This is a genomic window from Streptomyces sp. NPDC003393, from assembly GCF_053589015.1.
Genome location: NZ_JBSFRB010000046.1, coordinates 47,633 through 73,692 on the forward strand (window position 1 = coordinate 47,633; position 26,060 = coordinate 73,692).

Genomic DNA, 26,060 nt, shown 5'->3' on the forward strand with positions numbered 1-26,060 from the left:
GTTACGCCGTCACCTCGCGCCGTGGCGTGCCGTTCGCCGATCCCTGGTGCCGCACAGAGCCGTCGGCGTCCACCGTGAGAAGCGGGTCCAGTTCCCTTGACGCCTCCGCGAGCCCGGCGAGGATCGATCGCGCCTTCTCGGGCCGGGGGATGACCGGCTGGCTGTCCGGGTCGAGTTCGATGGGCTCGACGCGCAGCTCGGGTTTCGCGCTCCCGTCCAGCCGCACGTGGAACACCGCACTCTCGTACCACGGGCCTTTCAGCAGTGCGGCCTGGTACGGCGGGGCGGGGTGAGCGTCCTCCTGGGCGACCATCGAGTCCGGGCTCCATCCGTCGCACCAGTCGAAGACGAAGTTTCCCGTCGAGTACAGAATCAGCCCGTTCCTGTAGAACTCCACGGGGTGGAGGCAGTGGGGGTGGCTCCCGATGATGAGGTCCGCCCCTGCGTCGATCAGCCGCCGGGCCAGTGGCCGCTGGTACTGCGCCAGGGGTCCCTGTACATCCGGCAGGTAGCAGAAGGGCACGCCCCAGTGCAGCGCGACGGCGACGACGTCGTTGTGCTTCTTGGCCGCACGGATCAGGGCTTCGGCTGCCCGCACATCCGGCTCATGCGCCTCGGAGTGCACAAAGGGGGGTGTGCCGGGTGTCTCGTCCAGGAAGGTGCTGTCGAACTCGAACTTCTGACGCACCCGAATCGCACCGACTCCCGCTCGGTCCGCGGTGGCGTTGTAGCCCAGCGGAAGGGCGGAGCAGAAACTGAAGAAGGCGAGCGTGCTCTCGCCGACGGACACCACTCGGGGGCCGGCCGCCTCGGCGACCGATTCGCCGAATCCGGCGTGCAGGACTCCCTCGGCATCCAGCGCACGTACCGTGTCGCGCATGCCGTCGGCTCCGTAGTCCATGGCGTGGTTCATGGCCAGCGAGACCAGATCGAACCCGAGGTCCGCCAGTTCTGCCGCCCCCGACGTCGGCGCCCGCATCGCCACCAGCTTCTCGGCACGCTCTCCGGACTCCGTGAACGGCACTTCCAGGTTGCCGATCGTCAGATCGCCGGCTTTCAGAAGCCCGAACGCCGAATCACCCGGGCCGGCAGGCACCACCGTCGGACGCCGCGGCAGCCCCGATACGACGACATCGCCCACAATGGTCAGGTCCATACCAGGCCTCGTTCCGTTATACGATACGCCGTGCCGCACCGTAATACGTGACAGCTCACCACTGCAAGGGTCTGTGCCGCGATGCGAGATGACTGTGCCGAAAGTGATACTCTCGGTGACACCGGAGAACGGAAAGGTGGGGCAAACGTGACTGAGCAGGACAAGCCGACCAGCGGCATTCGGTCGATGAACAGCGTCCTCAGCACGCTTCGCGTCCTCGAAGAAGTCGCCGTGCGACAGCCGATCGGCGTCTCGGAACTGGCGCGCGTGACGCAGATTCCGAAGAGTTCCGTTCAGCGGTGCCTCGTCACGCTCAAGCAGGCCGGCTGGTTGAGGGTCGTCGATCACGAGCAAGCGCGGTGGGGCGTGACGATGAAGGCTCTCGCCATCGGGCTGCGCGGGGCCGGTGAGCAGGACCTCCGGGATCTGGCGGCGCCCGTCATCAAGCGCCTCGCCGCGGAGACCGACGAGACGGTCCAGCTCGGCCTGCGCGACGGGGAGGACTACGTCATCGTCGCGACGGAAGACAGCAAGCAAGTGGTCCGCGTGTTCCTCGAGGTCGGCACACGTGTGCCTCTTCGGGCCACTTCGGCCGGCGTCGCGATCATGTCACGCCTCGAGCCTGCCGATGTGGACGAGCTGCTCGAGCATGAGCTCACGGAGTTCGCCCAGGTCCCCGTCCCGAGTTCCGACGAACTCCGCGAGGAGATCAAGCGGACCGCCAGGCGCGGGTACGCCCTCAATGTGTCCGGATGGTTCCGTCCGCACGTCTCCTCGATCGCCGCGGCCATCACCGACTCGGCCGGACGCCCCATGGCAGGACTCACGCTCGCTGTCCCGCAGATGCGCTACGACAGCACGCAGGAAAAGGCCCTGGCACAGCTGGTCGTCGCAGCCGCGGACGAGATCAGCAAGCTGATCTCGTCCGCCTGACCGCCCTACTGCTGCCGGACGCCGTGCTCCGTGTCCCGGCCGGCAGTGCGCCACACGTAGTCGGCGACTTCACCATGCGTGGCGTACCACACGTTCTCGTGCGCCGTCATGTGCTCGACCAGGTCGCGCAGCGCGTACATCCTCGAGCGGTGGCCGATGATGTGCGGATGGCAGACCAGCTGGAAGAGAGCCCCGTCGGCGTAGGCTGAGTCGAACTCGTCCTTCATGATCTCGACCCAGGCGCGAGGCGGGGTGTAGGGCCGGTAGGGGCCGAACCGCGTCATCATGAAGTAGGGCGCGTCGTCGCGGATCCACTCCATGGGCACTTCCACGAGACCCGTGGGCCGTCCGTTCGAAAGGATCTCGTAGGGCATGTCGTCGGCCATGAGCGACGAGTCGTACCTGAAGCCGACGTCTCGCAGGATCTCCAGAGTCGAGTCGGAGAAGTCGGCACTCGGTGTCCTGATGCCGACCGGCCGCTGACCGACGAGGTTCTCCAGGACATCCACACTGCGGCGGGTGAGCTCGAGCTCGTCCTCCGCGCCCAGCAGCGCGTTTCGCTCATGGATCCAGCCGTGCGCACCGATTTCATGGCCCGCTGCCGCATAGTCCTTGGTCTCCTGCGGGTGCAGCAGCGCGGACACCGCGGGAACGAAGAAGGTGGCCGGGATCTGGTACTTGTCGAGGAGCTGGAGAATCCGGCGGGATCCCACGCGCGACCCGAACTCGCCCCTGCCCATCGCGCCGGGCGAGGTCTCCCCCTCGCGGAGCGAGAGCGTCTCGTGGTCGGGATCGAAAGAGAGCGCCACGGCCATACGAGCGCCGCCCGGCCACACCCGTGGCGTCAGATCACGCCCAGCGCGGACGCGCTCGGCATGGCCCCGCCATACGGCCTCGTCCCACTGCCACGGCTCAAGCTCGGTCGATACTCCCTGGTTCGAACCCATCAGTCGAGTGTTCCCTTCTTCGCGCCGTCGGGCATCGTCATGATCGTGACCATGCCGATCAGTGCCGAGACGACGATGTAGATCCAGATCTTGTCCTGGTGCCCGATGCTGGCCATCCAGGTGGTGAAGTACGGTGCGGTGCCACCGAACAGCGCGACGGCCGTGGCATAGGGAAGTCCAGTCCCGGTCGTGCGCACCGAGGTCGGGAAGAGTTCGGCGTAGATGGCGGCCACATTCGCGGAGTTGCCGACGAGCAGGACCACCCCGACGATTTCGACCAGCAGCAGCGTCCAGAAGCCGCCGCCGTCGAGCATGCGGTAGGCGGGCCAGGCGTACAGCGCGAAACCGATCAGGAAGGCCATGAAGGTGGAGCGTCTGCCGAGGCGGTCCGACATGATTCCGCCCAGCGGAAGCAGCACCATGAACAGGACGACCGCGAGGGAATTCGCCAGAAGCGCCTTGTCCAGGTCGAGGCCGTTCGTCGTGCTGGCATAGCCCGGCATGTTGGTGATCCACAGGTAGTAGATGATCGTGCCCGGAACCGTGATCCCGACGACCCGGAGCATGCTCAGTTTGTGCTCGGCGAACAGCGCCGTGACCGGCTTGTGCGACGCGCCGGTCAGCTCTGCGTCGTCGAAGTGCCGGCTCTCGTCCGTGCGGAGGCGCAGCCACAGGACCACCAGCCCCAGGGCGGCAGCGACCGCGAAGGCGATCCGCCATCCGAACACCTGCATCTGCTCGTCGTTCAGAACCGAGGTCACGACAAGCCCGAGCAGCGAAGCGAGCAGGATCCCGCCCGCCGTCGACACCTGTTGGAAAGACCCGGCGAACGCCCGCCGCCCGGGCGCCGCGCTCTCGACGATGTACGACACGGAGCTCGGCCACTCGCCGCCGGCGGAGAACGCCTGCACCAGCCGGGCCACCAGCAGCAGCAGAGGCGAGAACACGCCGATCTGTTCATAGGTCGGGGACACCGCGATGGCCAGACCACCGATCGACATCAGGCTGATGGTCAGGGTCAAGGCCTTCTTGCGGCCGTACCGGTCGGCGTAGGCGCCCAGGACCAGGCCGCCGAGCGGACGCATGAAGAATCCCACGGCGAAGATCGCCAGTGTGGACAGGAAGGCAACAGTGGGATTGCCCTTGGGGAAGAACTGGCCCGCGAATACCGGAGCCAGGGACGCATAGATTCCCCAGTCCACGTACTCGACCGCATTGCCGAGCGAGCCGGCGCAGATCGCCTTCTTCTGTTCAAGGGTCGTCCTGGTCGATGCGCCGTGACTGTCGGCGCGTCGGATCACGACGGCGTGCTCCTCTGCTGACACGACTTCTCCTTCGAAAGCGTAGTGAGGGAAAGAGTTCCGTCAATCCGGGACGAAACCGATTCATGCGCAAAACCCGGTGCAGGTGTCCGAGCAGGTCGCACACGCTGCTCCGCCGAAAGGGCACGAGGACTCGGCCGGGCCGGCGACCTGCCGAGAGGGGTTCCTGTCACGTCGTGCCGTTGGTCGGGCCCACCACCGCGTCATGCCGCCCCATGGCAACGGATGCACGTCCGGCTCTGTACAGGGCCTCTTCTCTCGCTTGCCGGACCGCAGATTGGCACGGAGTATCGTGCTACGGTACGTTCACTGTCAACCATCCGTATGGCCGGCATACACACGACGGAGAAAGCGAGTCCAGCTGTGTCCAGCACAGAGTTCACGGGCGCGGAAATGACCCCGCTGCGGCTGCGGGAGGTCACGATCCCCAACCGGGTGTGGATGTCGCCCATGGCCCAGTACGCGGCGGGAACCGATGGGAAGCCGACCGACTGGCACCTCGTGCACTACGGTGCGCGCGCTCTCGGCGGGGTGGGGCTCGTCATGGTCGAGTCCAACGCCGTCGGTCCGCTGCATCGGACCACTGCGGCGGACCTCGGAATCTGGAACGAGGACCAGGCCGCCGCGCACCGGCGTCTGACGGCGTTCATAGCCGGGCGTGGCGCCATTCCCGCGGTGCAGTTGCTTGCCGCGGGCAGGAAGGGTTCCCATCAGGTTCCCTGGGAGGGCGAGGGGCAGAACGGCCCCGTGAGCGTGGCCGACGGCGGGTGGGAACTGATCGCGCCGTCACCGACCCCCTTCGGCGATCTGAGCATGCCCCGGCAGGCCTCCCCTTCCGACATCGAGGAGGTGATCGAGGCCTTCGCCCAGGCCGCCCGCATGGCCCACCTGGCGGGGTACGAGGTCGTGGAGATCCATACAGCGCACGGGTATCTGCTGCACCAGTTCCTCTCCCCCCTGGCCAACCACCGTGACGACGAGTACGGCGGCAGTCTGGACAACCGGATGCGCCTTCCGCTGCAGGTGGCCCGCGCTGTCCGTGACAGCTTCCCGGCCCACAAGCCCGTCTTCGTCCGCATCACCGCCACCGACTGGGTCGAGGGCGGCATCACCATCGAGGAGGCAGCGGTGTTCGCCAAGGAACTGGCGGCCGTGGGCATCGACCTCCTGGACGTCTCCTCCGGAGTGCTGACGCGGGACCTGCAGGCCCGCCCGCCGGAGCAGGACGGCGTCAACGTCGAGTTCGCGAACACCCTCAAGAAGGCATCCGGACTCCCGGTCGCCCCGGTCGGACAGATCGGCGACCTGTCACTGGCCGGCAAGATCCTGGCCGACGGCCAAGCGGACGCGGTCCTCATGGGACGCGCCCTGCTCCGCGACCCCTACCTGGCCCTGCGCAACCGCCCCCACGACCCGGCTGCCTGGCCGGTCCAGTACCACCGGGCGCTGTAAAGCCCGACCCGCCACCTGGGAACACCACACGAGAACTGGGATGACGATGACGAACAGGATTGCGGCCAGCCGCGAGGTTGAGCGCTCGAGCGACACGACGATCCGGTACACGATCAGTGGTCCCGCCACAGGCCCCACTCTGGTCCTCGTCCACGGTTGGGGCTGCAACCGCACCGACTTCGACGCGGTGACCGACCACCTGCCCGGGCACTGTCGCGCCCTCGCGATCGACCTCGCCGAGCACGGCGAGTCCCGCTCCACCCGGAACACCTGGACGATGGAGGAGTTCGCCCACGACGTGAAGGCCGTGCTGGAAGCCGAATCGGTGGACAGCTGTGTCGTGGCCGGGCACTCCCTCGGCGGGGCGGTGGCCGTCGAAGTCGGCCGGCTCCTGCCCGACGTGGTCACACAGGTGATTGCGCTCGACGCCCTGCACTACCTCGCACTCTTCCCCGCCCAGGACGAGCAGACGGCCAACGCAATCCTGCAACCCTTCCACGAGGACTTCCGCGCCGCGGTGCGAGGCCTGGTCGAGGGCGGATCGCTGGAGGACACCGATCCGGCACTGAAGGATGCCCATTTCGAGAAGATGGTGGCCGTGCGGCAGCCCGCGGGCCTGCGATCGATCGAGGGCCTGGTGCACTGGGACATGGACGCCACACTGCGCGAGGTCAAGCAGCCGATCACGGTGTTCGCGGTGCGCAGGATCCTCACGCAGGAGGCCATCGAGCGTTACGGCGATCGCCTCCGCTTCGTGCCCGTCGACCTGGGAAGCCACCACTTCCCCGTCGAATCCCCCGAAGGCACCGCCAAGCTCCTGGTCGACGTGCTGTCCGCCTAGAGATGATTGCTTCCAAGGGGTTCATTGGTCATAGGCGGTCAGGGCACGCATGACGAGCTGGCCGGTGTGATCGTTGTGCCAGATCACGCTGGTGAGCGCGAGGATGCGTTGGAGGCCGCGGGCCATCACGCCCGCCGGGGCGCGGCCACGATGTTGTTCGAGGTCGAGCTGGCCCTTGAACGTTTCGTCCACCGACTCGATGACCTGCCGCAGAGGCTTGAACAGCTGCGATCCGGGCCGCTCCGGCTCGCCCTTGCGGGCCGGTCGGTGCAACCGCACTTTCAGGTCGGCGAGTCGGTGCTCGAAGTCCTCCCCGAAGTAGTTCTTGTCGCCGATCAGGGTCTGCCCAGGACGTGAAGCTTCCCCTTGAACGTGGACACCTGGAGACTGGGATCTTGACGACCGGGCCACCGCCCGCGCCGAAGTCTCCTCCTTCATCGAGACCTTCCACAACCGCCGCCGCCTGCACAAGCACCCCACTTACGGCTACCTCACCCCGGTGGAGACCAGGCAGCGGCACCAGCACACCCTCGCCGCACAACGATCACGTGTCCGAGATCACGGGGAAACTTCAGCGAGCCGCGTGTCATGGACGACGCACACGCAGGGCAGCGAGGACCCCGGCGGCGATCGCCGTCCGCTCGAGAGAACCAGACAGACTGATGTACTCGCCATGGGCGTGCGGGTTCCCGCCGATCGCCCCCATGCCGTCGAGTACAGGCACGCCCAGCGCGGCGACGAAGTTCCCGTCGCTGATGCCTCCCACCGCGATCTCACCGAGTTCGCAGTCGAGGAGAGCCGCCACGGAGCGCGCTATGCGGTACGGGCCGGTCGTCAGCTCCGACCGCTCCATCGGCGGGCGGTTCCATCCTCCGGTGAGCGTGATGCGCGCATGCGGATGGTGGGGGCGGATTTCTGCCAGGGCCGTGTCGATGCGCCGCATCTCGGCGGCGCGCGAGACCCGGGCATCGATCTCTGCCGTTGCCAGGGCCGCGACGACATTGGAGCGGGTGCCACCATGCGCCGTCCCTACGTTCACCGTGGTGCCCGCAGCCAGATCGGTCAACCCGTGCAGCGTCAGGGTCAGCCTGGCCAACTCGTCGAGCGCGCTGACCCCTTGCTCGTAATGAGAGCCCGCATGCGCGGCCCGGCCTTCCACAGTCGCGAAGAACCGGCCGGTCCCCTTGCGCTGCGTCTTGATACGGCCCTCCTCGCTCGGCTCGAAGACCATCACGAGATCGGACAGGGCGGCGTAACGCTCGATGATGTCGCGCGACCCCTCACTGCCGATCTCCTCGTCGCCGGTGAACAGCATGTGCACTGTCGGGGTCGTCAGGCCCGAGCGGCGAACCGCGGCCAGGGCCCAGATCGCCTGGACGCATCCGGCCTTCATGTCGAAGATCCCCGGGCCTTCTGCCACGTCCCCTTCGACCGTGACCGGCCAGCCCGAGAGGGTTCCGGCATCCCACACGGTGTCGTAGTGGCACAAGAAGGTGACGACGGCGTCGCCGGTGCCCCCGTAGGTCAGGGCGAGAACATTCCCGTACTCCCCGCCGTCGAACACCTTGGCGTCCCCCGGCGCTCCGACCACCTGTTCGGTCCGCTGCCGCAGCCAGACGACCGCCTGGTCCAGCAGCTGCTTGTCCGTGCTGGGCGTCTCAAGGCGAACCAGGTCCTGGATGTCGGTGAAGATGTCGTCCGAGTGGTCGTGCACCCACGCGGAGACAGCGGAGAGCGCCTGGCGATCGGGCAGCGCGGAGTGCAGAGGTCCGGTGGACTCCGCCGAGTCCTCGGAGGGATCGAGGTCGCTCCCGGTCACCTCGTTCGCGTGCGTGTCCACCAGTTCTCACCCACATTCTGCGGCGGCATCCGAAGGGCGAAGGCGGTCGTGGAGCCCCTGTTCGTCCTCGACATGACGATGCACACGGCATGCAGGAAGCCCGGCGACTCAGGGCCGTCCACGAAACGATCAGGGTTGTCCGCCCCGCTCCAGGGGAATTCTCTCACCCGCCTCGACCGCGAAGGGCAGCTGGTTCTCCTTCGGCGGCAATGGGCAGGTCGCCAGGTCGGTGTAGGCGCACGGCAGGTTCCCCGCGCGATTGAAGTCGAGGTTCACCCGGCCCTCGGCGTCCGGGGCTTCGATGTGCAGAGAACGGTTTGCCGCGTACGTCGTCACACCTGCCGTCCGGTCGGTGAACAGCACCATCAGGCTGCCGGGCGTCTTGCCGTTCAAGGCGGTGAGCCGGTGCACCGCGCCATCGAACCCGAACTCGATCCGGCCGGGCGAGTCATAGACGTGTTCGAGTCCTTCCACTGTGGCGCCGACCGTGACCGGGCGCGGTTCTCCGAAGGGGAGGAAGCGTCCCCCGAGCACCCACCGCGGGTCGGGAGCGTATACGGGGGTATGGGTGAACGCCGTACGCAGTGGGTTGCCGGGGTGGCGAGGACGCAGGATGTCGTGGCCGCCGCGCTTGGCGACCTCGATCAGGGCGTCGCCCGCACCGGCGTACCGGCTGTCCCGCTCGGCGATCACCCCGAACTCGTACCAGCCGTGCACCGCTTGGCCGTCGACGGTCAGCTCCTCGTCCTCGGCCAGCTCGACCACCACTCCCTTCGCGGTGCTCGACCAGGCTCCAGGAGCATCCTCGAAGCGAGCCGGCTCCTCGCCCAACCAGTGGAGGCTGGTGATGGCGAGGAATCCGTGGGGACCGGCGAGGATCCGCTCCTTCTGGTGGTGCCATCGCTCCCACGCCTCGGTGAAACTCTGCCGTTCGTCGTCCCGGGCCATGTGAACTCCTCCTGCAGGGCGTGGTGCAGACGTCTCCCCCCTCAGCCCCAACAGCGACGATCTTGCGGTTCATTCCGTTCCTGTTCCTCCTGGCCGTCGTCGACGCAGGTCACGGCGCCGACGGTGCGCAGGATCGGCTCCCTGTCGCCGCGCCGAGGCGCACTGATCGCGCTACGCTGACCGGGAGGAGAAAGGTGGACACCGCATCGGCGTCTGCCGAACGGTCCGGTTGTCTATGCACTTCACAGAACTTGCCGAAGCCGGGCGACGCGCACCCCAGCGACCTGCGTCGGAGCTGGCGGAGCGGGACAAGGTGCTGGCCGACATCGCCCGGCAGTGCCTGCGTGATCTGAGTGCCTCGTCGGTCGGGATCTATCTTCACGCCGAGACGACATCGACACTGGACGCCACCGTGATGGTCGTGTCACCGCTCGGCGTGGCCTCGCTGGAGAGCGTGGCGGTGGACGACGACGCCTACGCCTCGGCAGCGGCCTTCCAGTCCGGCAAAACCACCACACGCCACTCGATCGACATCCAGGCCAAGCACCCGGAAGTCGCGGTCTCGCTGGCGGTCTCCGTGTCGTTTCCCTCCACGGTCTCCGCCGTGCCCCTGCTCTGCGGGCCGCGCCGGGCCGGTACCCTCACCGCTTTCTGGCCCGAGCCCTTCCGCGCCCTTCCCGAAGAGGACGAGACCTACCTGATTCGCACGGCGGACCTGCTCTCCCGCCGGCTGGAGGCACTCGCGGCCCAGGGCGTGTCCATGGCTCCGGCACCGCTGCCCCTCGTCGTGTCCGCCGAACCGCGAAAGGACGGAACGGACGCTTCGTCCCTGTACGCGTTCGCCCCGCGAACCGCCCCGCTCGTCTACCACCTGCACAAGCTCGCCCTGCTCCTGACCTCCACGAACCGCACCAGGGAGGCCACCGCCCGGGTCCTCGAACGCATCGTGCCCGCCTTCGGGGCACAGGCGATCTCCATCAGCCTCATCGAGTCGGACCGGCTGCGTCTCGTGGGCGCGTCGGGCTGCTCACGGGAGTACCTGCGCTCGCTCGACGGTCTGCCGCTGAGCAGGCATGCGCCCGAGACGGACGCGATCGCTCAACGGCGCCGACTCGTCTGTCCCGGGACGAGCGAAGCGACACGCGGCCGGCTGCTGGAGACGCCGCAGACGGCAGACACCGATGAGGGCGGATGTACGTGGGTGATGCTGCCCTTGATGAGCAGCCACCGTGTCGTGGGCGTGTGTGCCCTGGGGCTCGGCGCCACCAGCCCGGACGTCACGTCTGCCCAGGCGGTGCTCACTGCTGTGTCCACCCTCCTGGGCCAGACCTTCGAACGCACCCAGTTGTCCGACGCGCAGTACGCCCTCGCCGAGAAGTTGCAGCAGGCCCTTCTGCCACGCATGCTGCCCCAGCCGCCCGGTGTCCTCGCCACCAGCAGGTACGTACCGGCATTGGACGGAACCGATCTCGGCGGCGACTGGTACGACCTGATCAGCCTGGCCGACGGCAGCGTGGCCGCGGTCATCGGAGACGTCCAGGGCCACAACACGACGGCGGCCGTGGTGATGGGCCAGTTGCGCAGCGCGGTACGCGCCTACGCCACGGAGGGGCATGACCCTGTGACGGTGCTGAGCCGCACCAACCGGCTTCTCCTCGACCTGGAGACGGACCTGTTCGCCACGTGCTGCTGTGTGCTGCTCGACCCGGCCGGGGAAACGATGCGCCTCGCGACCGCCGGAAACCCCCCTCCCTTCATCCGCACGGCAGACGGCCACCCGCTCCAGGCCGTGGTCGACATCGGTGTCCCGCTCGGAGTGCAGGAGAGCCCCGTCTACCGGGCCACCGACGTCCCCCTCGCCCCCGGCACGCTGCTCGCCCTCTACACCGACGGGCTGGCCGGCTCCGACGACGAATTCGCCCACGCGCTGGGCTCCACCGCGCGGATGGTGGACGGGCAGCTGGAGACTCTGGCCGACCGGATCATCGACACTGCCGTGGGACTCCGCTCCCGCGGTGACGATGCCGCCCTGTTGCTTCTGCGTTACGAAGGCCCCCGGGACGAGGCGCGGGCCAACGTGCGCCAGTACGCCATTCAGCGTCGCGACCTGCGAGGTGTCCACCGCACTCGGGAACGGCTGCGAAACTGGCTGGCCGCCTGGGAGCTGTCCGAACTGGCCGACACGGCCGAGCTGTTGACATCGGAGGTGGTCACCAACGCCCTCGTCCATGGAGACAGCGACGTCAACGTCCACGTGCGGCGTTACGGAACCCTTCTGCGGGTGGAGGTGCGCGACAGCGACCCCCGCCCGGCCGAGCCCGTGACCCTGCCCCGTGCGGAGGACCAGGCCGAGGGCGGAAGGGGCCTGCTCATCGTCTCCGCCCTTGCCTCCGCGTGGGGCAATTCGCCCAGCGGGCGCGGCAAGACCGTCTGGTTCGAGCTTGAGGTGTCCGTGGACGACGGCCTGGCGCACCCGCACCGCTCTCCCTGGCTCGACCGCTGAGCGAGGTTCCGCGGCGGTGCCGGAGGCGGAAGCGCGCGAGACCAAAACCTGCACGCCCCGGAGATCCGTTTGTTCTGGGTCCGGTTGAGGTGACAGGCGTGGACAGCACCGATCACGGCCCGAGGATCGCGCAGCCGGCCGCCCTGTTGAACTTCCGGCCCGGGCGCAGCGCCGATGTCCTGTGCGCGGACAGGATCCCATCAGCCCCTGTCGTTGGCGGCGCCGAGCGGCAGGGAGCCCTGCCCCGCACCTCCATAACCCGGGGGTGGGGGCAGGGCGTCTCAGGTCAGCCGGTGCAGAGACTCACCGTGACGGTGTCGCCCTTGTGCACGACCGTCGGTGCGTGCGGCGAGACCGCGACCACCGAGCCCGACTCGCCGTCGCAGGCCGCCTGGGTAGGAACCGGCTCCGGCTCGGCCGTCGGCTCCGCCCACTCCGTCCTTCTTGTCACCCCCTCGACAGGGAAGCAGTCTTATCTGCTGCACTGCCATGATGAGAGCTGGATCACGATGCCGGGCCGGAGCGAAGGACGGCCTGCCGCCGGAAGAGGAAATCAGTCATGGTGGTCCCGGACGCGGCGGTGGGTGACGGCCCGACATGGACGGTGTCCGGTCTTCACGGGCGAGTGAAGGTTCACGCGGTCCCTAACCCGTGATCAGGTCGGTCAGGAGTTTCGCGGTGGCTTCGGGGGCTTCGACGGGGAAGTGGTGGCTGCCCAGGTCGATGAGGACGATGTCGAATCGGTCGCCATAGCGGTCGATCGCTTCCTGCGTCACGAAGTCACGTATCGCGAACACGGTGATCGGCTGCTTCGTCTCGCGCAGAGCCGCGTCCATGTCCCAGCGCACCAGGCCCTCGATGGAGTGCAGACCGGCTGGCTGCCGGACGGCGACCATCTTCTGGAAGTAGGCGTCCTTGAGAGCCGGGTCGAAGTCTGCCGGTGAGCCGCCCTCGACCAGGCCCCGCACCGCCCCGGCGAAGTCCACACGGAACATCTGCACCATCGCGTCCGTCTGCTGCGTGTCCTGCGCCGGGAAGAGAGACAGGTAGGTGAGTGAGTCGAGTGCCACCACGTGTGTCACGGTGTCGGGCAGGAGCCGGCCGACTTCGACAGCGACCGCACCGCCGAGGGAGTGCCCGGCCGCCACGGCCGTGTCCACCGCTTCGGCTTCCAGTACTGCCGCCACGTCGTGGGCGAACTCCTCCATCGTCCACACGTCCCGCGTCGACCGCGACTCGCCGTGCTCGGCGAGGTCGACCGCGAGGACGCGGTAGTCGTCGGGCAAGTGGTCGGTGACCGCGTCGAAGTCGCCGCGGTTGCACGCCCAGCCGTGGATGAGGACGACAGTGGGGCCGTCGGCCGGACCGCTGGCCGTGTACCGGATCGTGGTGTGGTCCGCTCGCTGGACCTGGAGGTTCTTCTTGACTCTGGTTGCAGACATCCGGGTGTCTCCTTGATTCTTGTCCGTCTTGTTCCGCGTCAGGGGATGCGGGGCAATGAGCTGGTGTGGAGGGAGGGCGGGGTCGGACGGCCTTCCGCCGGCGTCGGACGGGGGCGCCTCACCGGGACGAGGTCACACCGGTACGGCGCTGTGTCCGTGTCTGGTTCAGGCGCAGGACGAGGGCGGTGAAGGTGAGTACGGCGATCGCCAGGGCGTAGATCTTGGTGGCGGTCATCAGGCCCAGGGTGGTGACGGCGATTCCGCCGAGCACGGCGGGCACGCTGTTTCCGAGATAGCCGATGATGTTGGCCAGGGCGAAGACGGCGCTGCGCTCGTGCGGCCTGGCCAGACGGGCGAAGGTACCGAACGTGGCCAGGACGGAGGAGCCGAAGCCGAAGCCTGCGACGACGGTGCCGACGACGGCGAGCCAGGCGAGGTTCCACGTCGTTCCGGCCAGCGAGGCCAGGGTGCCGAGTCCGAGCAGTGCGGAGGAGGGGGCCAGCAGCGAGGGCGCGGGACGCGAGCGGAGCAGGGCGATCGCGATGGCTCCGGTGCCCGCCAGGAGCATCACGACGACGCCGCCGATCAGGCGGTTGTGCAGTCCCAGCAGCCCGGCGGCGACGGACGGGCCGAGCGAGAGGTACATTCCCGCCAGGCCCCACCCCGCGATCATCGCGGGTACCACCGGGACGATGTCCGCGCGCAGGTAGTCGGGCAGTGCGACCCGCGGACGCAGGGAGGCGACGGCTCCCGGCCGACGCGGCGAGGTCTCCGGCATGAGGGCGACGACCAATGCCGCCAGGACCATCGCGCCGAAGAGCAGCGCGTAGACCAGCTGGGTGGGGGCGGGACCGAACTCCACCAGCACACCGGAGCCGAGAGCACCCAGGGCGAGCCCGGTCAGGGGAGCCACCGAGGTGACGACACCGGCACGTCCGCGGGCGTGCGACGGTTCGAGATCGACCAGAGTGGCGCTCAGGGTGGTCGTCGCCGCGCCGGTCGCGATGCCCTGCAGCACCCGGGCGACGGACAGGACGAAGACGTTCCCCGCGAAAAGGAACAGAACGAGCGCCACCATCTCCAGCCCGACCGCCGCGGCGAGCACCGGCCGGCGGCCGAGATGGTCGGACAGCGCTCCGATGACGAGCAGTGAGCCCAGCATGCCGACCACGTAGAGGGCGAAGACCACGGTCAGCACCCACGCCGTGAACTGCCACTGCTGCTGATAGACGGCGTAGAGCGGGGACGGGGAGCTGGAGGCGGCCAGAAAGAGGACGAAGACAGCCGCCACCGCGGAGAAGGCCCCCTTGCCCAGCACACGATGCCTGCCGCCGGCGGGCGTTGCGATGGGGACTGCGGACTGCACAGACATGACTACCTCGCAATGATCGTTGCTTTAGCGGCTCGAAGGTAGCACAAACGCAGTGATCACTGCAAAATAAACGCACTGATCACTGCAACAAAAAAGCAGTCATCAGTGCAATACTGGCCCCATGGCCACTTCCCCATCACCCCAGACCGGCACCCGCCCCGGCGGCCGCTCCGCCCGGGTCCGCGCGGCCGTCCACCGGGCCGTCAGGGAACTGGTCGCCCACGAGTCCGGTGAAACATTGACCATTCCGGTCGTGGCCACCCGTGCGGGCGTGCACGCCACCACGGTCTACCGCCGCTGGGGCTCCGTCGCCGACCTCCTCGCCGACGTCACCACCAGCCGCTTCTCCGGCGACATCGTGGTACCCGACACCGGGAGCCTCCGCGAAGACCTCGAACGCTACGCATCCGACCTCGCCAAGGACCTCAGCGACCCCGACACCCTCGCCCTGGTCCGCGCCACCATCGGCACGGGCGGAGAACAGGGCGCCGCCGCATGCCGCGGGGAACGCCAGCGACAACTCGAAGCCATCCTCCAACGCGAACAGGCCAGGGGGGCACACCCCCCCACCCTCGAACACACCACGGACGCCATCCTCGCCCCCCTCTACTACCGGGCCGTCTTCACCAACTTCCCCCTCACCCCGGAGTGGACACGAACCCTCGTCTCGCACCTCCTTCCGGACTGACAACACCCACACCACCGCGCGAGAGCGCCCCGGTCGGGCAGCGGCAGCCGCCCATCACGGGGCGGTGGCCGCTCTGGGCCATGTCCGCCGATGCGGTGTGCCGGCGGCCAGGTGGGGGTGGCCTGGTTCCGGGGCTGGGCGATGAGTTCGGCGGGCCGGACGGTGTCGTCGGTTCCGGCCCGATCGGGCGGAGCCGGATCTTGGCCGGCTGGTCGAGTCCCGGGCAGCGGCGACCCTCGGTCCACTCGTCGTTCTGCTCGTACGGCACCAGACCGACCGGCCGGATCGAGGCGCTGCGGTCGGGAAGACGCCGGCCACGCTCACACCCGGCTGGACCTCGTTGGGCAACAACAGGGTATATTAGCGTAATACGATTTCAACGTGGGAGGCAGCCTCGTGGCAGGGCAACGAGTACAGCGTGTGGCTGCGCCACTGCGGACCCAGGTGCTCCAGCTGATGCGCCAGGACATTCTGGCAGCGGAGTTCAAACCCGGGGAGCGGCTGGTCGAGGCGCGTTTGTGCGCGTTGTACGAGGTCTCCCGGACGGTTGTCCGTGAGGTCTTGCGGCAGCTGGAGTCCGAGGGCCTGGTGACGACGGTGCCCAACCGTGGTCCGGTCATCACCGAGCTCACGGCCTTCGACGCCAAGGCGCTCTACGAGGTGCGGTGCGCGCTGGAGGGCCTGGCCGGGGCCCTGTTCGCCGAACGGGCCGACGCCGAGCAGCGTAAGCGGCTGGGAGAGGTGGTCCGGTGGTTCTCACGCTCCTACTGCGAGGCCGATCTGGCGGAGCGGTTGGCGATGAAGGACGAGTTCTACAACGTCCTCACCGCCGGGGCCGTGAATCCGGTCATCGATTCGACCCTGCGCGGCATCCATGCCCGTGTGCAGATGCTGCGCGGGCTGTCCATGCAGGCCGAGGGGCGGGGGCCGGAGACCGTCCGGGAACTTGAAGCCATTCACGAGGCCGCGGCCGTACGCGGTGACGCCGACGCCGCTCGCCGAGCATGCGAGGCCCACGTCCGCAATGCGGCGACGACCACACTGCGCGAACTCGCCGCGCGCCAGACCAACCACCAGGAATCCGAAGGCGACTGAGCCGGGCCGGGCCCTGCCCCGCCTCTGCACCGACCGGCGAAACGGGACGTGGCGAGCCGCGTCCGCGAGCACCTCGCGGGGTAAACGGCCGCCGAGCACCGGCAGACGCTCACCGGCCACGCTCCGGCAGGCAGCTCTCTCCCTGATCTCGTCCAAAGCCATGCAGCGCAACCTCCTACGTAACGGCAGCAGTCACCGAGCGATTCACTTCTCCTTCAGCAGTGACTCTCAGGGGCTTCACGCCTCGGCTGTCCTCAGGCGGTCGGAAGGGCCGTCGATCACGCCTCTTGATGCGTGCGCAGGCAGGTACACCGATGTTGCGCCAGCCCGATTGAGGCGTGCCCCCGTGGTGCAGGTGATCCTCAACATTCCACTGTGCCATGCAGGTTCCGTTGCACGTCGTCGGCATCGACGGACACAAGAAGACGCACACGCTGGTCACGGTCGACCCGCTGGGACGCAGGAAGAGCGAGATCACCGTTGTCGCTGCCCCGACTGGTCACCAGCAGGCGACCAAGTGGATCAGCCAGTTCGGCCAGGTCCTGCTCGCCATCGAGGACTGTCGCCTCCTGACCCGCCGGTTCGAGGCTGATCTGCTGCTTGCCGGCCATGCCGTGGTGTGGACGCACACGCGGCTGATGGCTGGAGCCCGCCGCTCAGCCCGCGAGCGCGGCAAGTCCGATCCGATCGACGCGGAGGCGGTGACGCGGGCCGCACTGCGCGAGCCCGGCCTGCCCCGCGCCAACCTCGCCGGGCCCGCGCGGGACGTGAAACCGCTCGTCGACCGCCGTCGCCGTCTCGTGCGGAACCGAACCGCCGCGGCGAACAAGCTGCGCTGGACCTTCCGTACGCAGCCGCCGGGGTCATCGTCGACCGGCGCAGCTGCGTCGAGGCGACCGCATCCGACTACCCGCGCCACCACCTCTACGCAGTGCTCGACCTGGCCGACGCTGTCCACCAGTGCGGCGACGGCGACCAGGAACGGGAACTCCTCGATCAGGCCCGAGAACTCATCGGCACCGTCAGCTCTCAGCTCATGGCCCACCGCTTCGACGCCCTGTCATCAGCGGTCGCTGCCGCGTGAAAGCCGGATCCGATACCGTGGACAAACGCGGCGCCGGGCCGGATCAGGCCTGGCGCCAGGAACGCAGCCTCTCGGCGATGCCGTACGAGTCCAGCTGCAGCCCCCGGATGTCGTGGATCAGTTCCCGCCAGAGTTCGAACTTCGTGTCTACGCGTTCTCCGGAGGCCTCCAAGTAGGCGATGGCGACGCCGTATCCGTACACCTCATTGCGGGCCGGGAGCGGGCGCAGCAGCACGCACTCCTCCAGCATGACCGCAGCCCGCCAGAAGGCGTCGGGATGGTGCTGATCATGCCGGGGTGGGTCGACCCTGTGGCGCTGGGCCATGCCGACGAGCACAGAGAAGTCGTTGACGGTCAGGTCGTCCCGGAGGATCTCTTCCTGGCGCTCGAGGAACCACCGGTAGTCGGCGTACACGACGGGAGGCACAGGTCAGGCCGCCCGAGAGGTGTCGTACGCGACGGGCGGCAGCCCGCCGAACTCGGCGTCGAAGGCGTCCATGACGCCGGGCTCGCTGATCGCGCGACGGAAAGCGGCGGTCGCCGTCCGCAGGGCTCGCTCCTGCTCCTTCTCTCCCGCCACCTTGGCCAGGTAAGCCTTCACAGACAGACCTTCGGCGGCGGCGAGGCCCTGCAGAGTGTCCCTGGTGCTCGTATCGACCTTGACGGTGGTTTCAGCCATATCCGCAGTATTCCTCAAGGTATACGCGCCGCGCTACCTTTCCGCCTGGGGCATCGGGCAATGCCAGTGGTGGCAGGCTGGATGACGAGCATGACAACTACGCCGACCTGGGTCGGCTCGGCACGATCGCGGCCGGCTCCACCACCGGAGTGGTACATCGACGGACCACGAACCTCGCGCCGCATCGCCGGCTTGTTGCCGAACCGGGTGCCCTGCCACGGCTTCCTCTCTCTCACCCGCCGAGGGCGTCATCGGTGTCCGCGTGACCCACCACGCCGGCCGCCGACAGGTGGGCCGCATACAGCTCGCTCACCTTGTTCTGTCCTTCTACCGCCTCCCGCCGGCCGTCACGGCGGCGCGGCCACGGATCACCGATCCCTCTCCGGCATCCGCCCCGGCCGTGACTTTCCCGATCATCGCACCGCCATGACGGCCGCCGAGGCCTTGTGGGGTGAAGCAGCCGAGGCGCACCCGGTCGGGGTGGTCCTAGGGCGAGCAGCGCTGTTTCGCCGGCGAACGCGTCTACAAGCAGGCTACGGGCACCCCCCACATTGGTTGATCGAACAAGGTACTGGAGGGGGCTTCCGTGACTGGGCCGCCTCCTTGGATGGACAACCGAGCTCCAATCACCCCAAGGAGAGCGCTTGGCCGAGAGTAAGATGTCCAAACAAGTACTACGAGCCAGGGCAGCTCGATGACCTGACACAGACGTCCTCCCCATGTCGCACTGCGAGCTCCGCTCATCGGTGGGATGATCTGCTACCCTCTCCGGCGGCCATAATCATGTTCGAACAACCTTTTTGGGCCCCGCTCCTTGCGTTGCGCGAGGCATCTCCCTAAGATCGATTTACCTGCCTGGACAAGTAACATCGTTCGATGGCAGGCGCGCCTTCATACGAGAAGAGGATGAACAGTCATGAGCATGGTATTTCTGGCGCAAGCGGACGAGCAGCAGACCCTGGAGTGGATCGACGGAAGCACGTTCTCCGTTCTGCTCGACGGCAAGGCCACCGACGGACAGCTGACCGTGGGCCGGTTCCGCGTCGAGAAGGGCGAGGCTCCGCCCTTCCACATGCACACGCGCGAGGACGAGGTCTTCATGCTCATCAGCGGCAGCGCCCTGCTGTGGGCCGGAGACGACCAGATGGAAATCACCGAAGGCGGCATCGTCTACCTCCCCCGCAACATCCCCCACAGCTACCGCATCACCTCCGACACCGCCGACCTCCTCATGATCGCCACCCCCGCGGGCATCGAAGGCATGTTCCGCCACGCGGGACGCGACATCACCACCCCCCGTCCCAAGGACTTCGCCCTCGACCCCGCCAAGATGGCCGAAGCCGCCGACCTCTACGGCCAGATCGTCCTTGGCCCACCCCGCTGAGAGCGGAAGGTCACTGTGCACAGCCGACCGCGGCACGCAAGTACACCGGGCCTCGGGCCGCAGCCGCCAGAAGCCGCCCAGGGGTGCATCGCTGCCCCGCCCGCGCGGCTTACCGGCCCACCGCCCTTCTGTCTCCTCACGGTGCGAGCAGCTCGCCGCGTACCTCAACAGGTCAGCGCAGCGTCTTCGATCCATCCGCGGCAGACCTGATCCATTCACACATCCCGGGGCGGAAACGGCGTTCGACCAGCGAAGGCGGCTCGACGCCGAGCACGATGCACCACCGACGATGCACCACCGATTCGAAAAGGCAAGACGATGACCGCTCCCAGCCTGCTGCGGCACGAACCCACCACACCCCACCACGCCGAGAACATCACCTCCGCCCGGCACGGCCCCAGCACTCGTCAGGCAGTCCTGACCCCCATCATGGTCGGCCTCATCATCGGCACACTGTTCGTGGCCGTATTCCTCGCCGCCTTCCACGCCCCCGAACCCAGAAACCTCCCCGTCGGCATCGTCGGCCCCACCCAGAACGTCGAGACCGTGGAGCGGACACTCCAGGCCACCACACCCGGAGCCATCACGCTCACCACCTACCCCACTGCTGCCGCGGCCCGCAATGCCGTAGAGCACCGTCACATTTACGGCGCCTACGTCATCACCAGCGATGGCGCCCGCGCCAGCCTCCTGGAAGCGGGAGCAAACGGCCCTGCTGTCACGAGCACCCTCCACGACGTCTTCCGCAGCGTCGCCACGGCCTCACAGACTCCGCTGACCACCCATGACGTCACGCCGACCTCGGCAGGAGACACCCGAGGGCTGTCCACGTTCTACGCCAGCTTCGGTCTCGTCCTCGCCGGCTACCTCTTCGGCGTTGCCTCTCACCAGATGGCGCCTCGCCTCTCCACGCGCCTTCGTCTGGCCAGCCTCACCGCCTTCTCCGCCGTCGGCGGCACCACCACCGCGCTCATCGTCGGCACCACCGGCTTCAACGCCCTCCCCGGTAACCTGCTCGCCGTCGCGGCCGTCACCACGCTCCTCGCCATGTCCGTCGGGGCGGCCACTCTCCTCATCATGCGCGCCGCAGGCTCCGCCGCCACCCTCCTCGCCCCCGCTCTCCTCCTCATCCTCGGCAACGCCACCAGCGGCGGGACCCTCCCACCCGAATACCTCCCCAGCCTGCTACGCCCCCTCTCCGGCCTTCTCCCCGTGGGCCTCGGCGTCCGCGCCCTGCAAGGCACCTCCTACTTCCACGGCGCCGGCTACCTCCGCGGCATCACCGTCCTCACCGTGTGGGTCCTCACAAGCATGGGCCTCATCCTCGTCCTCAACCGCGCCACCGCCCGCCGAGCCACCGCATCGCCCGCCACACCATCGGCGTAGATATCCCACGGATGAACGGTGGAAAGGTCGCTGTTCGAGAACGCCGACGATCCCGACCGGCGTCTGCCCTGCAGTCGCCGGATCTCAGCCAGTCCTCCACGGCCGATGATGGCGTGGCTGATGGGCCCCTCACCGCGGTGGATGGCTGGACGACGACCTTCCGGTTGGCGGCTTCGGTCACGGAAGCGTCTCCCTGGCATCGACAGCGAGCCTTTGGCGGGCCGAGACGTCCTGAGGTACAAGAGGCGAGTGGGCGAGCAACAAAGTCCCGGCGGCGCCCAGCCGCCCTCGTCCTCTCCGCTCACGGGCGACAAAGGGGAAACAGCCGGCGGATCGCCATCGGCGCCCCGCTCACGGAGGTCCGCACCACCTCCGGGAACAGTGGCGACGTCCTATCGAACCTCTTGTCGAGGCTGCGGCTGCGGCTTGGGCTGCGGGCGCGTGAGTGTGTCCGTACGAGCGCCTGGTGAAGGGCCGCCACGCCTTCCGGGAAGTCCCCGGCACTGTGCAGCCGGATCGGGCGGCAGCATCTTCGGCGCCAGGTCAACGGCGGTGTCGCCGCTATGACCCTTCGCGGCCGATGGGCGGCATCAGGAGGGTGGAAGGCTGGGTGTCTGACATCCGGAGCACGGCGTCACCTGCGCAGCGGACGGTCCGGAAACGGCGGGCGGACAGCGAGCGCGGCGAGTTGCTCCGCGAACGGAACGACGCCCTCATCAAGGGCGGTCGATGGACCGTCTCCGCCGTGTTCCGTGGCGGGCGGAGCGTCCTGCGCACGGGCACCGACGAGCGTCGCGAGCTCACGTGCGGCTCGGGTGATCCTGGTCGGCAGTCCTTCGGTACGGGAATCGCCTACGGCGCCCCAGTCCTCGGTGGCGGCGTAGACAGCGGTGGGAACGACCGTGGCATGGAGGTAGGCGAACAGCGGGCGCAGAGCGTGCTCCAGGGCCAGCGAATGCCGACTGGTTCCTCCCGTGGCGGCTGTCAGGACGGGCGTACCGATCAGGGCCATGGGGTCGATCAGGTCGAAGAACGACTTGAACAGCCCACTGTAGGAGGCGGCGAAGATGGGGGTGACGACGATGAGCCCGTCCGCCCGGGTCACCCGGTCCAGGGCCTTGGCGAGGTCTGGTCCGGGAGAGCCCAGGGTCAGGTGACGGGAGATCTCGGCCGCCAGATCCCGCAGTTCGATGACATAAACGTCGACGGCGTACCCGGCACGTCGCAGTTCGCTTCGCGTGGCGCCGGCGAGGCGGTCCGCCAGCAGCCGCGTGGAGGACGGGTCGCTCAGGCCGGCCGAGACGACCACAAGGTTCCAGGTCCTCATGCCGTCCGCCACTTCGCCGTCGTCGCGGCCTCGCCCGCTCGGAGCGCCGGATGGGTGGGGCCGTCGGGCACATGGGCGGGCCGCCCCGCGGCGAACTCCCTGCGCAGTACGGGGAGGATCTCGCCGAACAGGTCGAGCTGTTCCAGCACGGTCTTCTCCGGCATCCCGCCCGTGTCCAGGTTGAACAGCTGGCGCTGGTAGTCCCCGAACGTCTCGCGGAAGGACAGGGTCTTGTCGATGACCTCCTGCGGGCTGCCCACCGTCAGCGGCGTGTAGTCGGCGACCTCTTCCAGGGACGGGCCCCCGCGGTAGACGGACGTGTTCTGGAAGTACGGACGGAACTCCCGTACGGCGTCCTGGGAGTTGCGGCGCATGAACACCTGGCCGCCGAGGCCGACGACGGCCTGGTCATGGCTGCCGTGGCCGTAGTGCTCGAAGCGGTCCCGGTACAGGTTGACCAGACGCGTGAAGTGGTCCTTGGGGAAGAACAGGTGGTTGGCGAAGAAGCCGTCCCCGTAGTAGGCGGCCTGCTCGGCGATCTCAGGACTGCGTACGGAGCCGTGCCACACGAAGGGTGGCACGCCGTCGAGGGGACGGGGAACGGAGGTGAAGCTCTGCAACGGGGTACGGAACCGCCCTTCCCAGTCCACTGACTCCTGCCGCCACAGCCGGTGCAGCAGCGCGTAGTTCTCGATGGCGAGCGGGAGGCCCTGACGGATGTCCTTGCCGAACCAGGGGTAGACCGGTCCGGTGTTACCCCGGCCCATCATCAGATCCACCCGGCCGCCCGCGAGGTGCTGGAGCACCGCGAAGTCCTCCGCGATCTTCACCGGGTCGTTGGTGGTGATCAGCGTGGTCGAGGTGGAGAGGATGATCCGTTCCGTCCGCGCCGCGATGTAACCGAGCAGTGTGGTGGGCGAGGACGAGACGAAGGGCGGGTTGTGATGCTCGCCTGTGGCGAAGACGTCGAAGCCGACTTCTTCCGCCTTCGCGGCGATGGTGGCCATCATCCGCAGCCGCCCCTGCTCGGAAGGGGTGCGCTGGGACACGGGGTCGGGTCGGACGTCACCGATGGTGAAGACACCGAACTGCATGGGAACTGCCCTCCAGCTGGCGAGGCACGCGGTGTGGGCGCTGCGTCTCGGTCGATGCGAGCCAATTTAAGTGTTCAAACATGTAATCCGCAAGCCCGCTCCCTGAGCGACTCACCCGCGGCAACAAGCACCCACAGATGCCGTTGCGCCGACCATGCCCGCCGACTTTCTCAATAAGTGAAAGAGACCCTGGTCAGAGCCATATTTCGAAGGTGCACGGCGGAGCGAGGGGGCATGACACCCACCTGGTTGCACCGCGTGGCTGTGACCTGGGCCACAGAGATGGGCGCTTTACATGGCCGAGCATGTAAATCTACCGTGGTAATCAATCACTAGCCAGCCACCTAAATCGATCGGAGACTTCATGTCCACGCTTTGGAACCCCGTCAAGCTGGGTGACATCGCCCTCACGCACCGCCTCGCCATGGCGCCGATGACCCGGGACCGCTCCACTCCTGAGGGCGTGCCGACCCAGCTCAACGCCCTCTACTACGCCCAGCGCGCGTCGATGGCCCTCATCGTCACGGAGGGCACCCAGCCCTCCGAAGACGGTCAGGGATATCTGCTGACGCCCGGCATCCACACCGCCGAGCAGATCGCCGGATGGCGCCAGGTGAGCGACGCGGTACACGCGGAGGGTGGTCGCATCGTCATCCAGCTGATGCACGTGGGCCGTGTCTCCCACCCGGACAACACCCCGCACGGGCGCCAGCCGGTGGCCCCCTCGGCGGTGCAGCCCAAGGCCAGCATGTTCACGGCCGGCGGCATGCAGCCGATCCCCGAACCGCGCGAACTGTCGAAGGCGGACATCGCGGAGACAATCCAGGACTTCCGGCGCGCAGCGGCCGCGGCGATCGAGGCCGGCGTCGACGGCGTGGAGATCCACGGCGCCAACGGCTACCTGCTGCACCAGTTCCTGTCCAGCAACGCCAACCAGCGCACCGACGAGTACGGCGGTTCCATCGAGAACCGCATCCGCTTCGCCGTCGAGGTCGCCACCGCGGTCGCCGACGAGATCGGGGCGGGCCGGACAGGATTCCGCATCTCGCCCGGCAACCCCTTCAACGACATTGTCGAGAATGACACGCCGCAGCTCTACGGCGCCCTGGTGCGCGCTCTGGCACGCCTCGACCTGGCCTACCTCCACGTGGCGCACGGAGGCAACGAAGCGCTGCTGAAGAGCATCCGCGGCGACTGGCCGGGGGCCCTGCTCCTCAACCGGGCCGGCGCCGACATCCAGACCCGTGTGCAGGACCTGAACGACGGCCTCGCCGATGTGATCACCGTCGGCGCCATGGCCCTGGCAAATCCCGACCTGGTGGCCCGGATCAAGGCGGGCGCAGCCCTCAACGAGCCCGACCGGACCACGTTCTACGGCGGCGACGAGCGCGGCTACACCGACTACCCGACGCTCGCCGAGAGCACGGCCTGAACAGAAGTGAGGTACAGATCATGCGAAGCAACCGAGTCGTAGTCATCACCGGGGCCGCCGGTGGCGTCGGAGCCGTGCTGGTCGCACGTTTCCTCGCAAACGGCGACACAGTCATCGCCACCGACCTCAGCGAGCAGGCACTTGAGCGGCTCCGCGACGGCTTCAATGACGACGCCAACCTCATCACCGTCACGGCGGACATCTCAAGCGAGGCCGGGAACGAGGCTCTCGCCTATGCCATCCGCGGGCAGGCCGACCGGGTCGACGTCCTGATCAACTGCGCCGGCTGGTTCCCCATCACGGGCTTCGAGGACATCGAGCCGGAGGAGTGGCGCCGGGTCATCAACATCAACCTCACCGGCACCTACCTCACCACCCGCGCCCTGCTCCCCCTGATGAAGGAGAACGGCTGGGGCCGCATCATCAACTTCGGCTCCGGTTCCTTCTTCGACGGAACCCGCTTCCAGGCCCACTACGTGGCTGCAAAGGCCGGTGTCATCGGGTTCACTCGGTCCCTGTCCCGTGAGGTCGGCGACTGGGGCATCACGGTCAACGTGATCGCTCCGGGTCTCACCGTCACCGAGCCGGTCCGCAGGACGTTCCCGGAGGAGGTGCTCGAGGCGCAGCGCGTCGGCCGGGCACTCAGGCGGGACGAGGTGCCGGAGGACCTCGTCGGCCCGGTGTTCTTCCTGGCGTCCCCCGACGCGGGATTCGTCACCGGACAGACCATCAACGTCGACGGCGGCAGGTTCATGACCTGACGTCACCGGCGTCCTGATGGCCGTGCCACATGCCACATGGGCACGCGACCCCAGCGGGACGCGTGCCCCGTCGGCGGCAGGTGAACTGCGCGCGCTCGGCGGATACACGGGCGACGGGGCCGAGAGCTCACGTTCACGGGATCGATGCCGGTTTCCGACGGCTTTGGTTCGGACAGGGGTCGCGCAGTTACCGAAGGGGGCGCCGCCGCAACGACGATCAGTAAGATGCTGCCGCGCCCGGGGAAGACGGAACGAGGAGAGGAACGTGCCGGAGAGGAACATCGAGTTCGGCAGATACGGGGCTCGCGGCATCAAAGGGTACGAGGCCGTCGCCCGGCAGCTCGATGCGCTCGCCGGATTCATCGCCACACCGA

At 68.0% G+C, this 26,060-nt stretch carries 23 protein-coding genes and 3 pseudogenes; 13 read left to right on the forward strand and 13 right to left on the reverse strand.

Annotation, left to right across the window (positions count from 1 at the left end; translation table 11 throughout):
- Position 1 precedes the first annotated feature (1 nt).
- On the reverse strand, positions 2-1,195 hold the full coding sequence (locus tag ACWDUZ_RS32415; protein ID WP_451635374.1) for a CapA family protein: 1,194 nt from the start codon (positions 1,193-1,195) through the stop codon (positions 2-4).
- A 42-nt stretch (positions 1,196-1,237) separates the two neighbouring features.
- On the opposite strand from ACWDUZ_RS32415, the gene ACWDUZ_RS32420 reads away from it, so the two are divergent.
- Complete coding sequence (locus tag ACWDUZ_RS32420) at positions 1,238-2,089, forward strand: IclR family transcriptional regulator (RefSeq protein ID WP_451635375.1); 852 nt, start codon at positions 1,238-1,240, stop codon at positions 2,087-2,089.
- Between the two features lie 5 nt (positions 2,090-2,094).
- Here ACWDUZ_RS32420 and ACWDUZ_RS32425 read toward each other — a convergent pair whose 3' ends face one another.
- Both ACWDUZ_RS32425 and ACWDUZ_RS32430 read right to left on the reverse strand, forming a co-directional pair.
- Positions 2,095-3,036 carry a polysaccharide deacetylase family protein gene (locus tag ACWDUZ_RS32425; protein WP_451635376.1) on the reverse strand — a complete coding sequence of 314 codons (942 nt, stop codon included), beginning with the start codon at positions 3,034-3,036 and terminating at the stop codon, positions 2,095-2,097.
- Positions 3,036-4,337, reverse strand: a complete 1,302-nt coding sequence (locus tag ACWDUZ_RS32430; RefSeq protein ID WP_451635377.1) for an MFS transporter — start codon at positions 4,335-4,337, stop codon at positions 3,036-3,038. The genes ACWDUZ_RS32425 and ACWDUZ_RS32430 overlap by 1 nt, the downstream gene beginning before the upstream one ends.
- Positions 4,338-4,721: 384 nt before the next feature.
- On the opposite strand from ACWDUZ_RS32430, the gene ACWDUZ_RS32435 reads away from it, so the two are divergent.
- Both ACWDUZ_RS32435 and ACWDUZ_RS32440 read left to right on the forward strand, forming a co-directional pair.
- A complete protein-coding gene (locus ACWDUZ_RS32435) occupies positions 4,722-5,810 on the forward strand; it encodes an NADH:flavin oxidoreductase/NADH oxidase (RefSeq protein ID WP_451635378.1) in 1,089 nt (362 codons plus the stop codon).
- Between the two features lie 46 nt (positions 5,811-5,856).
- Complete coding sequence (locus ACWDUZ_RS32440; RefSeq protein WP_451635379.1) at positions 5,857-6,651, forward strand: alpha/beta fold hydrolase; 795 nt, start codon at positions 5,857-5,859, stop codon at positions 6,649-6,651.
- A 21-nt stretch (positions 6,652-6,672) separates the two neighbouring features.
- Here ACWDUZ_RS32440 and ACWDUZ_RS32445 read toward each other — a convergent pair.
- The 3 genes and pseudogenes from ACWDUZ_RS32445 to ACWDUZ_RS32455 all read right to left on the reverse strand — a co-directional run.
- Positions 6,673-7,011: pseudogene (locus tag ACWDUZ_RS32445) on the reverse strand (IS982 family transposase); the annotation flags it as partial.
- A 226-nt stretch (positions 7,012-7,237) separates the two neighbouring features.
- The gene (locus ACWDUZ_RS32450) at positions 7,238-8,365 is read right to left on the reverse strand and encodes a M20 family metallopeptidase (RefSeq protein ID WP_451635380.1); all 1,128 of its coding nucleotides are present in this window, start codon (positions 8,363-8,365) and stop codon (positions 7,238-7,240) included.
- A gap of 255 nt (positions 8,366-8,620) precedes the next feature.
- Complete coding sequence (locus ACWDUZ_RS32455; RefSeq protein WP_451635381.1) at positions 8,621-9,439, reverse strand: DUF1684 domain-containing protein; 819 nt, start codon at positions 9,437-9,439, stop codon at positions 8,621-8,623.
- 235 nt (positions 9,440-9,674) lie between these two features.
- On the opposite strand from ACWDUZ_RS32455, the gene ACWDUZ_RS32460 reads away from it, so the two are divergent.
- Positions 9,675-11,942: an ATP-binding SpoIIE family protein phosphatase gene (locus ACWDUZ_RS32460; RefSeq protein WP_451635382.1), complete on the forward strand. Its 2,268-nt coding sequence runs from the start codon at positions 9,675-9,677 to the stop codon at positions 11,940-11,942.
- A gap of 286 nt (positions 11,943-12,228) precedes the next feature.
- Here ACWDUZ_RS32460 and ACWDUZ_RS32465 read toward each other — a convergent pair whose 3' ends face one another.
- From ACWDUZ_RS32465 to ACWDUZ_RS32475, 3 genes are all read right to left on the reverse strand, one after another.
- Complete coding sequence (locus tag ACWDUZ_RS32465; RefSeq protein ID WP_451635383.1) at positions 12,229-12,393, reverse strand: hypothetical protein; 165 nt, start codon at positions 12,391-12,393, stop codon at positions 12,229-12,231.
- A 193-nt stretch (positions 12,394-12,586) separates the two neighbouring features.
- Positions 12,587-13,384 carry an alpha/beta fold hydrolase gene (locus ACWDUZ_RS32470; RefSeq protein ID WP_451635384.1) on the reverse strand — a complete coding sequence of 266 codons (798 nt, stop codon included), beginning with the start codon at positions 13,382-13,384 and terminating at the stop codon, positions 12,587-12,589.
- 118 nt (positions 13,385-13,502) lie between these two features.
- A complete protein-coding gene (locus ACWDUZ_RS32475; protein WP_451635385.1) occupies positions 13,503-14,756 on the reverse strand; it encodes an MFS transporter in 1,254 nt (417 codons plus the stop codon).
- 121 nt (positions 14,757-14,877) lie between these two features.
- On the opposite strand from ACWDUZ_RS32475, the gene ACWDUZ_RS32480 reads away from it, so the two are divergent.
- The 4 genes and pseudogenes from ACWDUZ_RS32480 to ACWDUZ_RS32495 all read left to right on the forward strand — a co-directional run bounded on the left by ACWDUZ_RS32480 (position 14,878) and on the right by ACWDUZ_RS32495 (position 17,623).
- Positions 14,878-15,444 carry a TetR-like C-terminal domain-containing protein gene (locus tag ACWDUZ_RS32480; protein ID WP_451635386.1) on the forward strand — a complete coding sequence of 189 codons (567 nt, stop codon included), beginning with the start codon at positions 14,878-14,880 and terminating at the stop codon, positions 15,442-15,444.
- A gap of 420 nt (positions 15,445-15,864) precedes the next feature.
- Positions 15,865-16,539, forward strand: coding sequence for a GntR family transcriptional regulator (locus tag ACWDUZ_RS32485; protein WP_451635387.1), 675 nt, complete (start codon positions 15,865-15,867; stop codon positions 16,537-16,539).
- 380 nt (positions 16,540-16,919) lie between these two features.
- Positions 16,920-17,315: pseudogene (locus tag ACWDUZ_RS32490) on the forward strand (IS110 family transposase); the annotation flags it as partial.
- A gap of 155 nt (positions 17,316-17,470) precedes the next feature.
- Positions 17,471-17,623: a hypothetical protein gene (locus ACWDUZ_RS32495; protein WP_451635388.1), complete on the forward strand. Its 153-nt coding sequence runs from the start codon at positions 17,471-17,473 to the stop codon at positions 17,621-17,623.
- Between the two features lie 43 nt (positions 17,624-17,666).
- On the opposite strand, the gene ACWDUZ_RS32500 is transcribed toward ACWDUZ_RS32495, so the two are convergent.
- Both ACWDUZ_RS32500 and ACWDUZ_RS32505 read right to left on the reverse strand, forming a co-directional pair.
- Positions 17,667-18,038 carry a toxin Doc gene (locus ACWDUZ_RS32500; RefSeq protein ID WP_451635389.1) on the reverse strand — a complete coding sequence of 124 codons (372 nt, stop codon included), beginning with the start codon at positions 18,036-18,038 and terminating at the stop codon, positions 17,667-17,669.
- A 15-nt stretch (positions 18,039-18,053) separates the two neighbouring features.
- Complete coding sequence (locus tag ACWDUZ_RS32505) at positions 18,054-18,302, reverse strand: antitoxin MazE7 (protein WP_451635390.1); 249 nt, start codon at positions 18,300-18,302, stop codon at positions 18,054-18,056.
- A 916-nt stretch (positions 18,303-19,218) separates the two neighbouring features.
- On the opposite strand from ACWDUZ_RS32505, the gene ACWDUZ_RS32510 reads away from it, so the two are divergent.
- Both ACWDUZ_RS32510 and ACWDUZ_RS32515 read left to right on the forward strand, forming a co-directional pair.
- On the forward strand, positions 19,219-19,686 hold the full coding sequence (locus ACWDUZ_RS32510; RefSeq protein ID WP_451635391.1) for a cupin domain-containing protein: 468 nt from the start codon (positions 19,219-19,221) through the stop codon (positions 19,684-19,686).
- 318 nt (positions 19,687-20,004) lie between these two features.
- On the forward strand, positions 20,005-21,072 hold the full coding sequence (locus ACWDUZ_RS32515; RefSeq protein WP_451635392.1) for an ABC transporter permease: 1,068 nt from the start codon (positions 20,005-20,007) through the stop codon (positions 21,070-21,072).
- A 634-nt stretch (positions 21,073-21,706) separates the two neighbouring features.
- On the opposite strand, the gene ACWDUZ_RS32520 is transcribed toward ACWDUZ_RS32515, so the two are convergent.
- Together ACWDUZ_RS32520 and ACWDUZ_RS32525 are read right to left on the reverse strand one after the other, a co-directional pair.
- Entirely contained in the window at positions 21,707-22,399 is a 693-nt protein-coding gene (locus tag ACWDUZ_RS32520; protein ID WP_451635393.1) for an FMN reductase, read from the reverse strand.
- Positions 22,396-23,493 (reverse strand): CE1758 family FMN-dependent luciferase-like monooxygenase, encoded by a 1,098-nt coding sequence (locus tag ACWDUZ_RS32525; protein WP_451635394.1) that lies wholly within the window; start codon positions 23,491-23,493, stop codon positions 22,396-22,398. The genes ACWDUZ_RS32520 and ACWDUZ_RS32525 overlap by 4 nt, the downstream gene beginning before the upstream one ends.
- A gap of 364 nt (positions 23,494-23,857) precedes the next feature.
- On the opposite strand from ACWDUZ_RS32525, the gene ACWDUZ_RS32530 reads away from it, so the two are divergent.
- From ACWDUZ_RS32530 to ACWDUZ_RS32540, 3 genes and pseudogenes are all read left to right on the forward strand, one after another.
- Positions 23,858-24,925, forward strand: a complete 1,068-nt coding sequence (locus ACWDUZ_RS32530; RefSeq protein WP_451635395.1) for an alkene reductase — start codon at positions 23,858-23,860, stop codon at positions 24,923-24,925.
- A 20-nt stretch (positions 24,926-24,945) separates the two neighbouring features.
- A complete protein-coding gene (locus tag ACWDUZ_RS32535; protein ID WP_451635396.1) occupies positions 24,946-25,686 on the forward strand; it encodes an SDR family NAD(P)-dependent oxidoreductase in 741 nt (246 codons plus the stop codon).
- A 265-nt stretch (positions 25,687-25,951) separates the two neighbouring features.
- Positions 25,952-26,060: pseudogene (locus ACWDUZ_RS32540) on the forward strand (transcriptional regulator); the annotation flags it as partial.

What these genes read in the sequence shown, in the direction of transcription:
- ACWDUZ_RS32420 (WP_451635375.1), top strand. Translation starts at nt 1,238, where the DNA reads ATGCGAGATGACTGTGCCGAAAGTGATACTCTCGGTGACACCGGAGAA.
- ACWDUZ_RS32425 (WP_451635376.1), bottom strand. Translation starts at nt 3,036, where the DNA reads ATGGGTTCGAACCAGGGAGTATCGACCGAGCTTGAGCCGTGGCAGTGG.
- ACWDUZ_RS32440 (WP_451635379.1), top strand. Translation starts at nt 5,857, where the DNA reads ATGACGAACAGGATTGCGGCCAGCCGCGAGGTTGAGCGCTCGAGCGAC.
- ACWDUZ_RS32455 (WP_451635381.1), bottom strand. Translation starts at nt 9,439, where the DNA reads ATGGCCCGGGACGACGAACGGCAGAGTTTCACCGAGGCGTGGGAGCGA.
- ACWDUZ_RS32460 (WP_451635382.1), top strand. Translation starts at nt 9,675, where the DNA reads ATGCACTTCACAGAACTTGCCGAAGCCGGGCGACGCGCACCCCAGCGA.
- ACWDUZ_RS32470 (WP_451635384.1), bottom strand. Translation starts at nt 13,384, where the DNA reads ATGTCTGCAACCAGAGTCAAGAAGAACCTCCAGGTCCAGCGAGCGGAC.
- ACWDUZ_RS32475 (WP_451635385.1), bottom strand. Translation starts at nt 14,756, where the DNA reads ATGTCTGTGCAGTCCGCAGTCCCCATCGCAACGCCCGCCGGCGGCAGG.
- ACWDUZ_RS32480 (WP_451635386.1), top strand. Translation starts at nt 14,878, where the DNA reads ATGGCCACTTCCCCATCACCCCAGACCGGCACCCGCCCCGGCGGCCGC.
- ACWDUZ_RS32505 (WP_451635390.1), bottom strand. Translation starts at nt 18,302, where the DNA reads ATGGCTGAAACCACCGTCAAGGTCGATACGAGCACCAGGGACACTCTG.
- ACWDUZ_RS32510 (WP_451635391.1), top strand. Translation starts at nt 19,219, where the DNA reads ATGAGCATGGTATTTCTGGCGCAAGCGGACGAGCAGCAGACCCTGGAG.
- ACWDUZ_RS32515 (WP_451635392.1), top strand. Translation starts at nt 20,005, where the DNA reads ATGACCGCTCCCAGCCTGCTGCGGCACGAACCCACCACACCCCACCAC.
- ACWDUZ_RS32520 (WP_451635393.1), bottom strand. Translation starts at nt 22,399, where the DNA reads ATGAGGACCTGGAACCTTGTGGTCGTCTCGGCCGGCCTGAGCGACCCG.
- ACWDUZ_RS32525 (WP_451635394.1), bottom strand. Translation starts at nt 23,493, where the DNA reads ATGCAGTTCGGTGTCTTCACCATCGGTGACGTCCGACCCGACCCCGTG.
- ACWDUZ_RS32530 (WP_451635395.1), top strand. Translation starts at nt 23,858, where the DNA reads ATGTCCACGCTTTGGAACCCCGTCAAGCTGGGTGACATCGCCCTCACG.
- ACWDUZ_RS32535 (WP_451635396.1), top strand. Translation starts at nt 24,946, where the DNA reads ATGCGAAGCAACCGAGTCGTAGTCATCACCGGGGCCGCCGGTGGCGTC.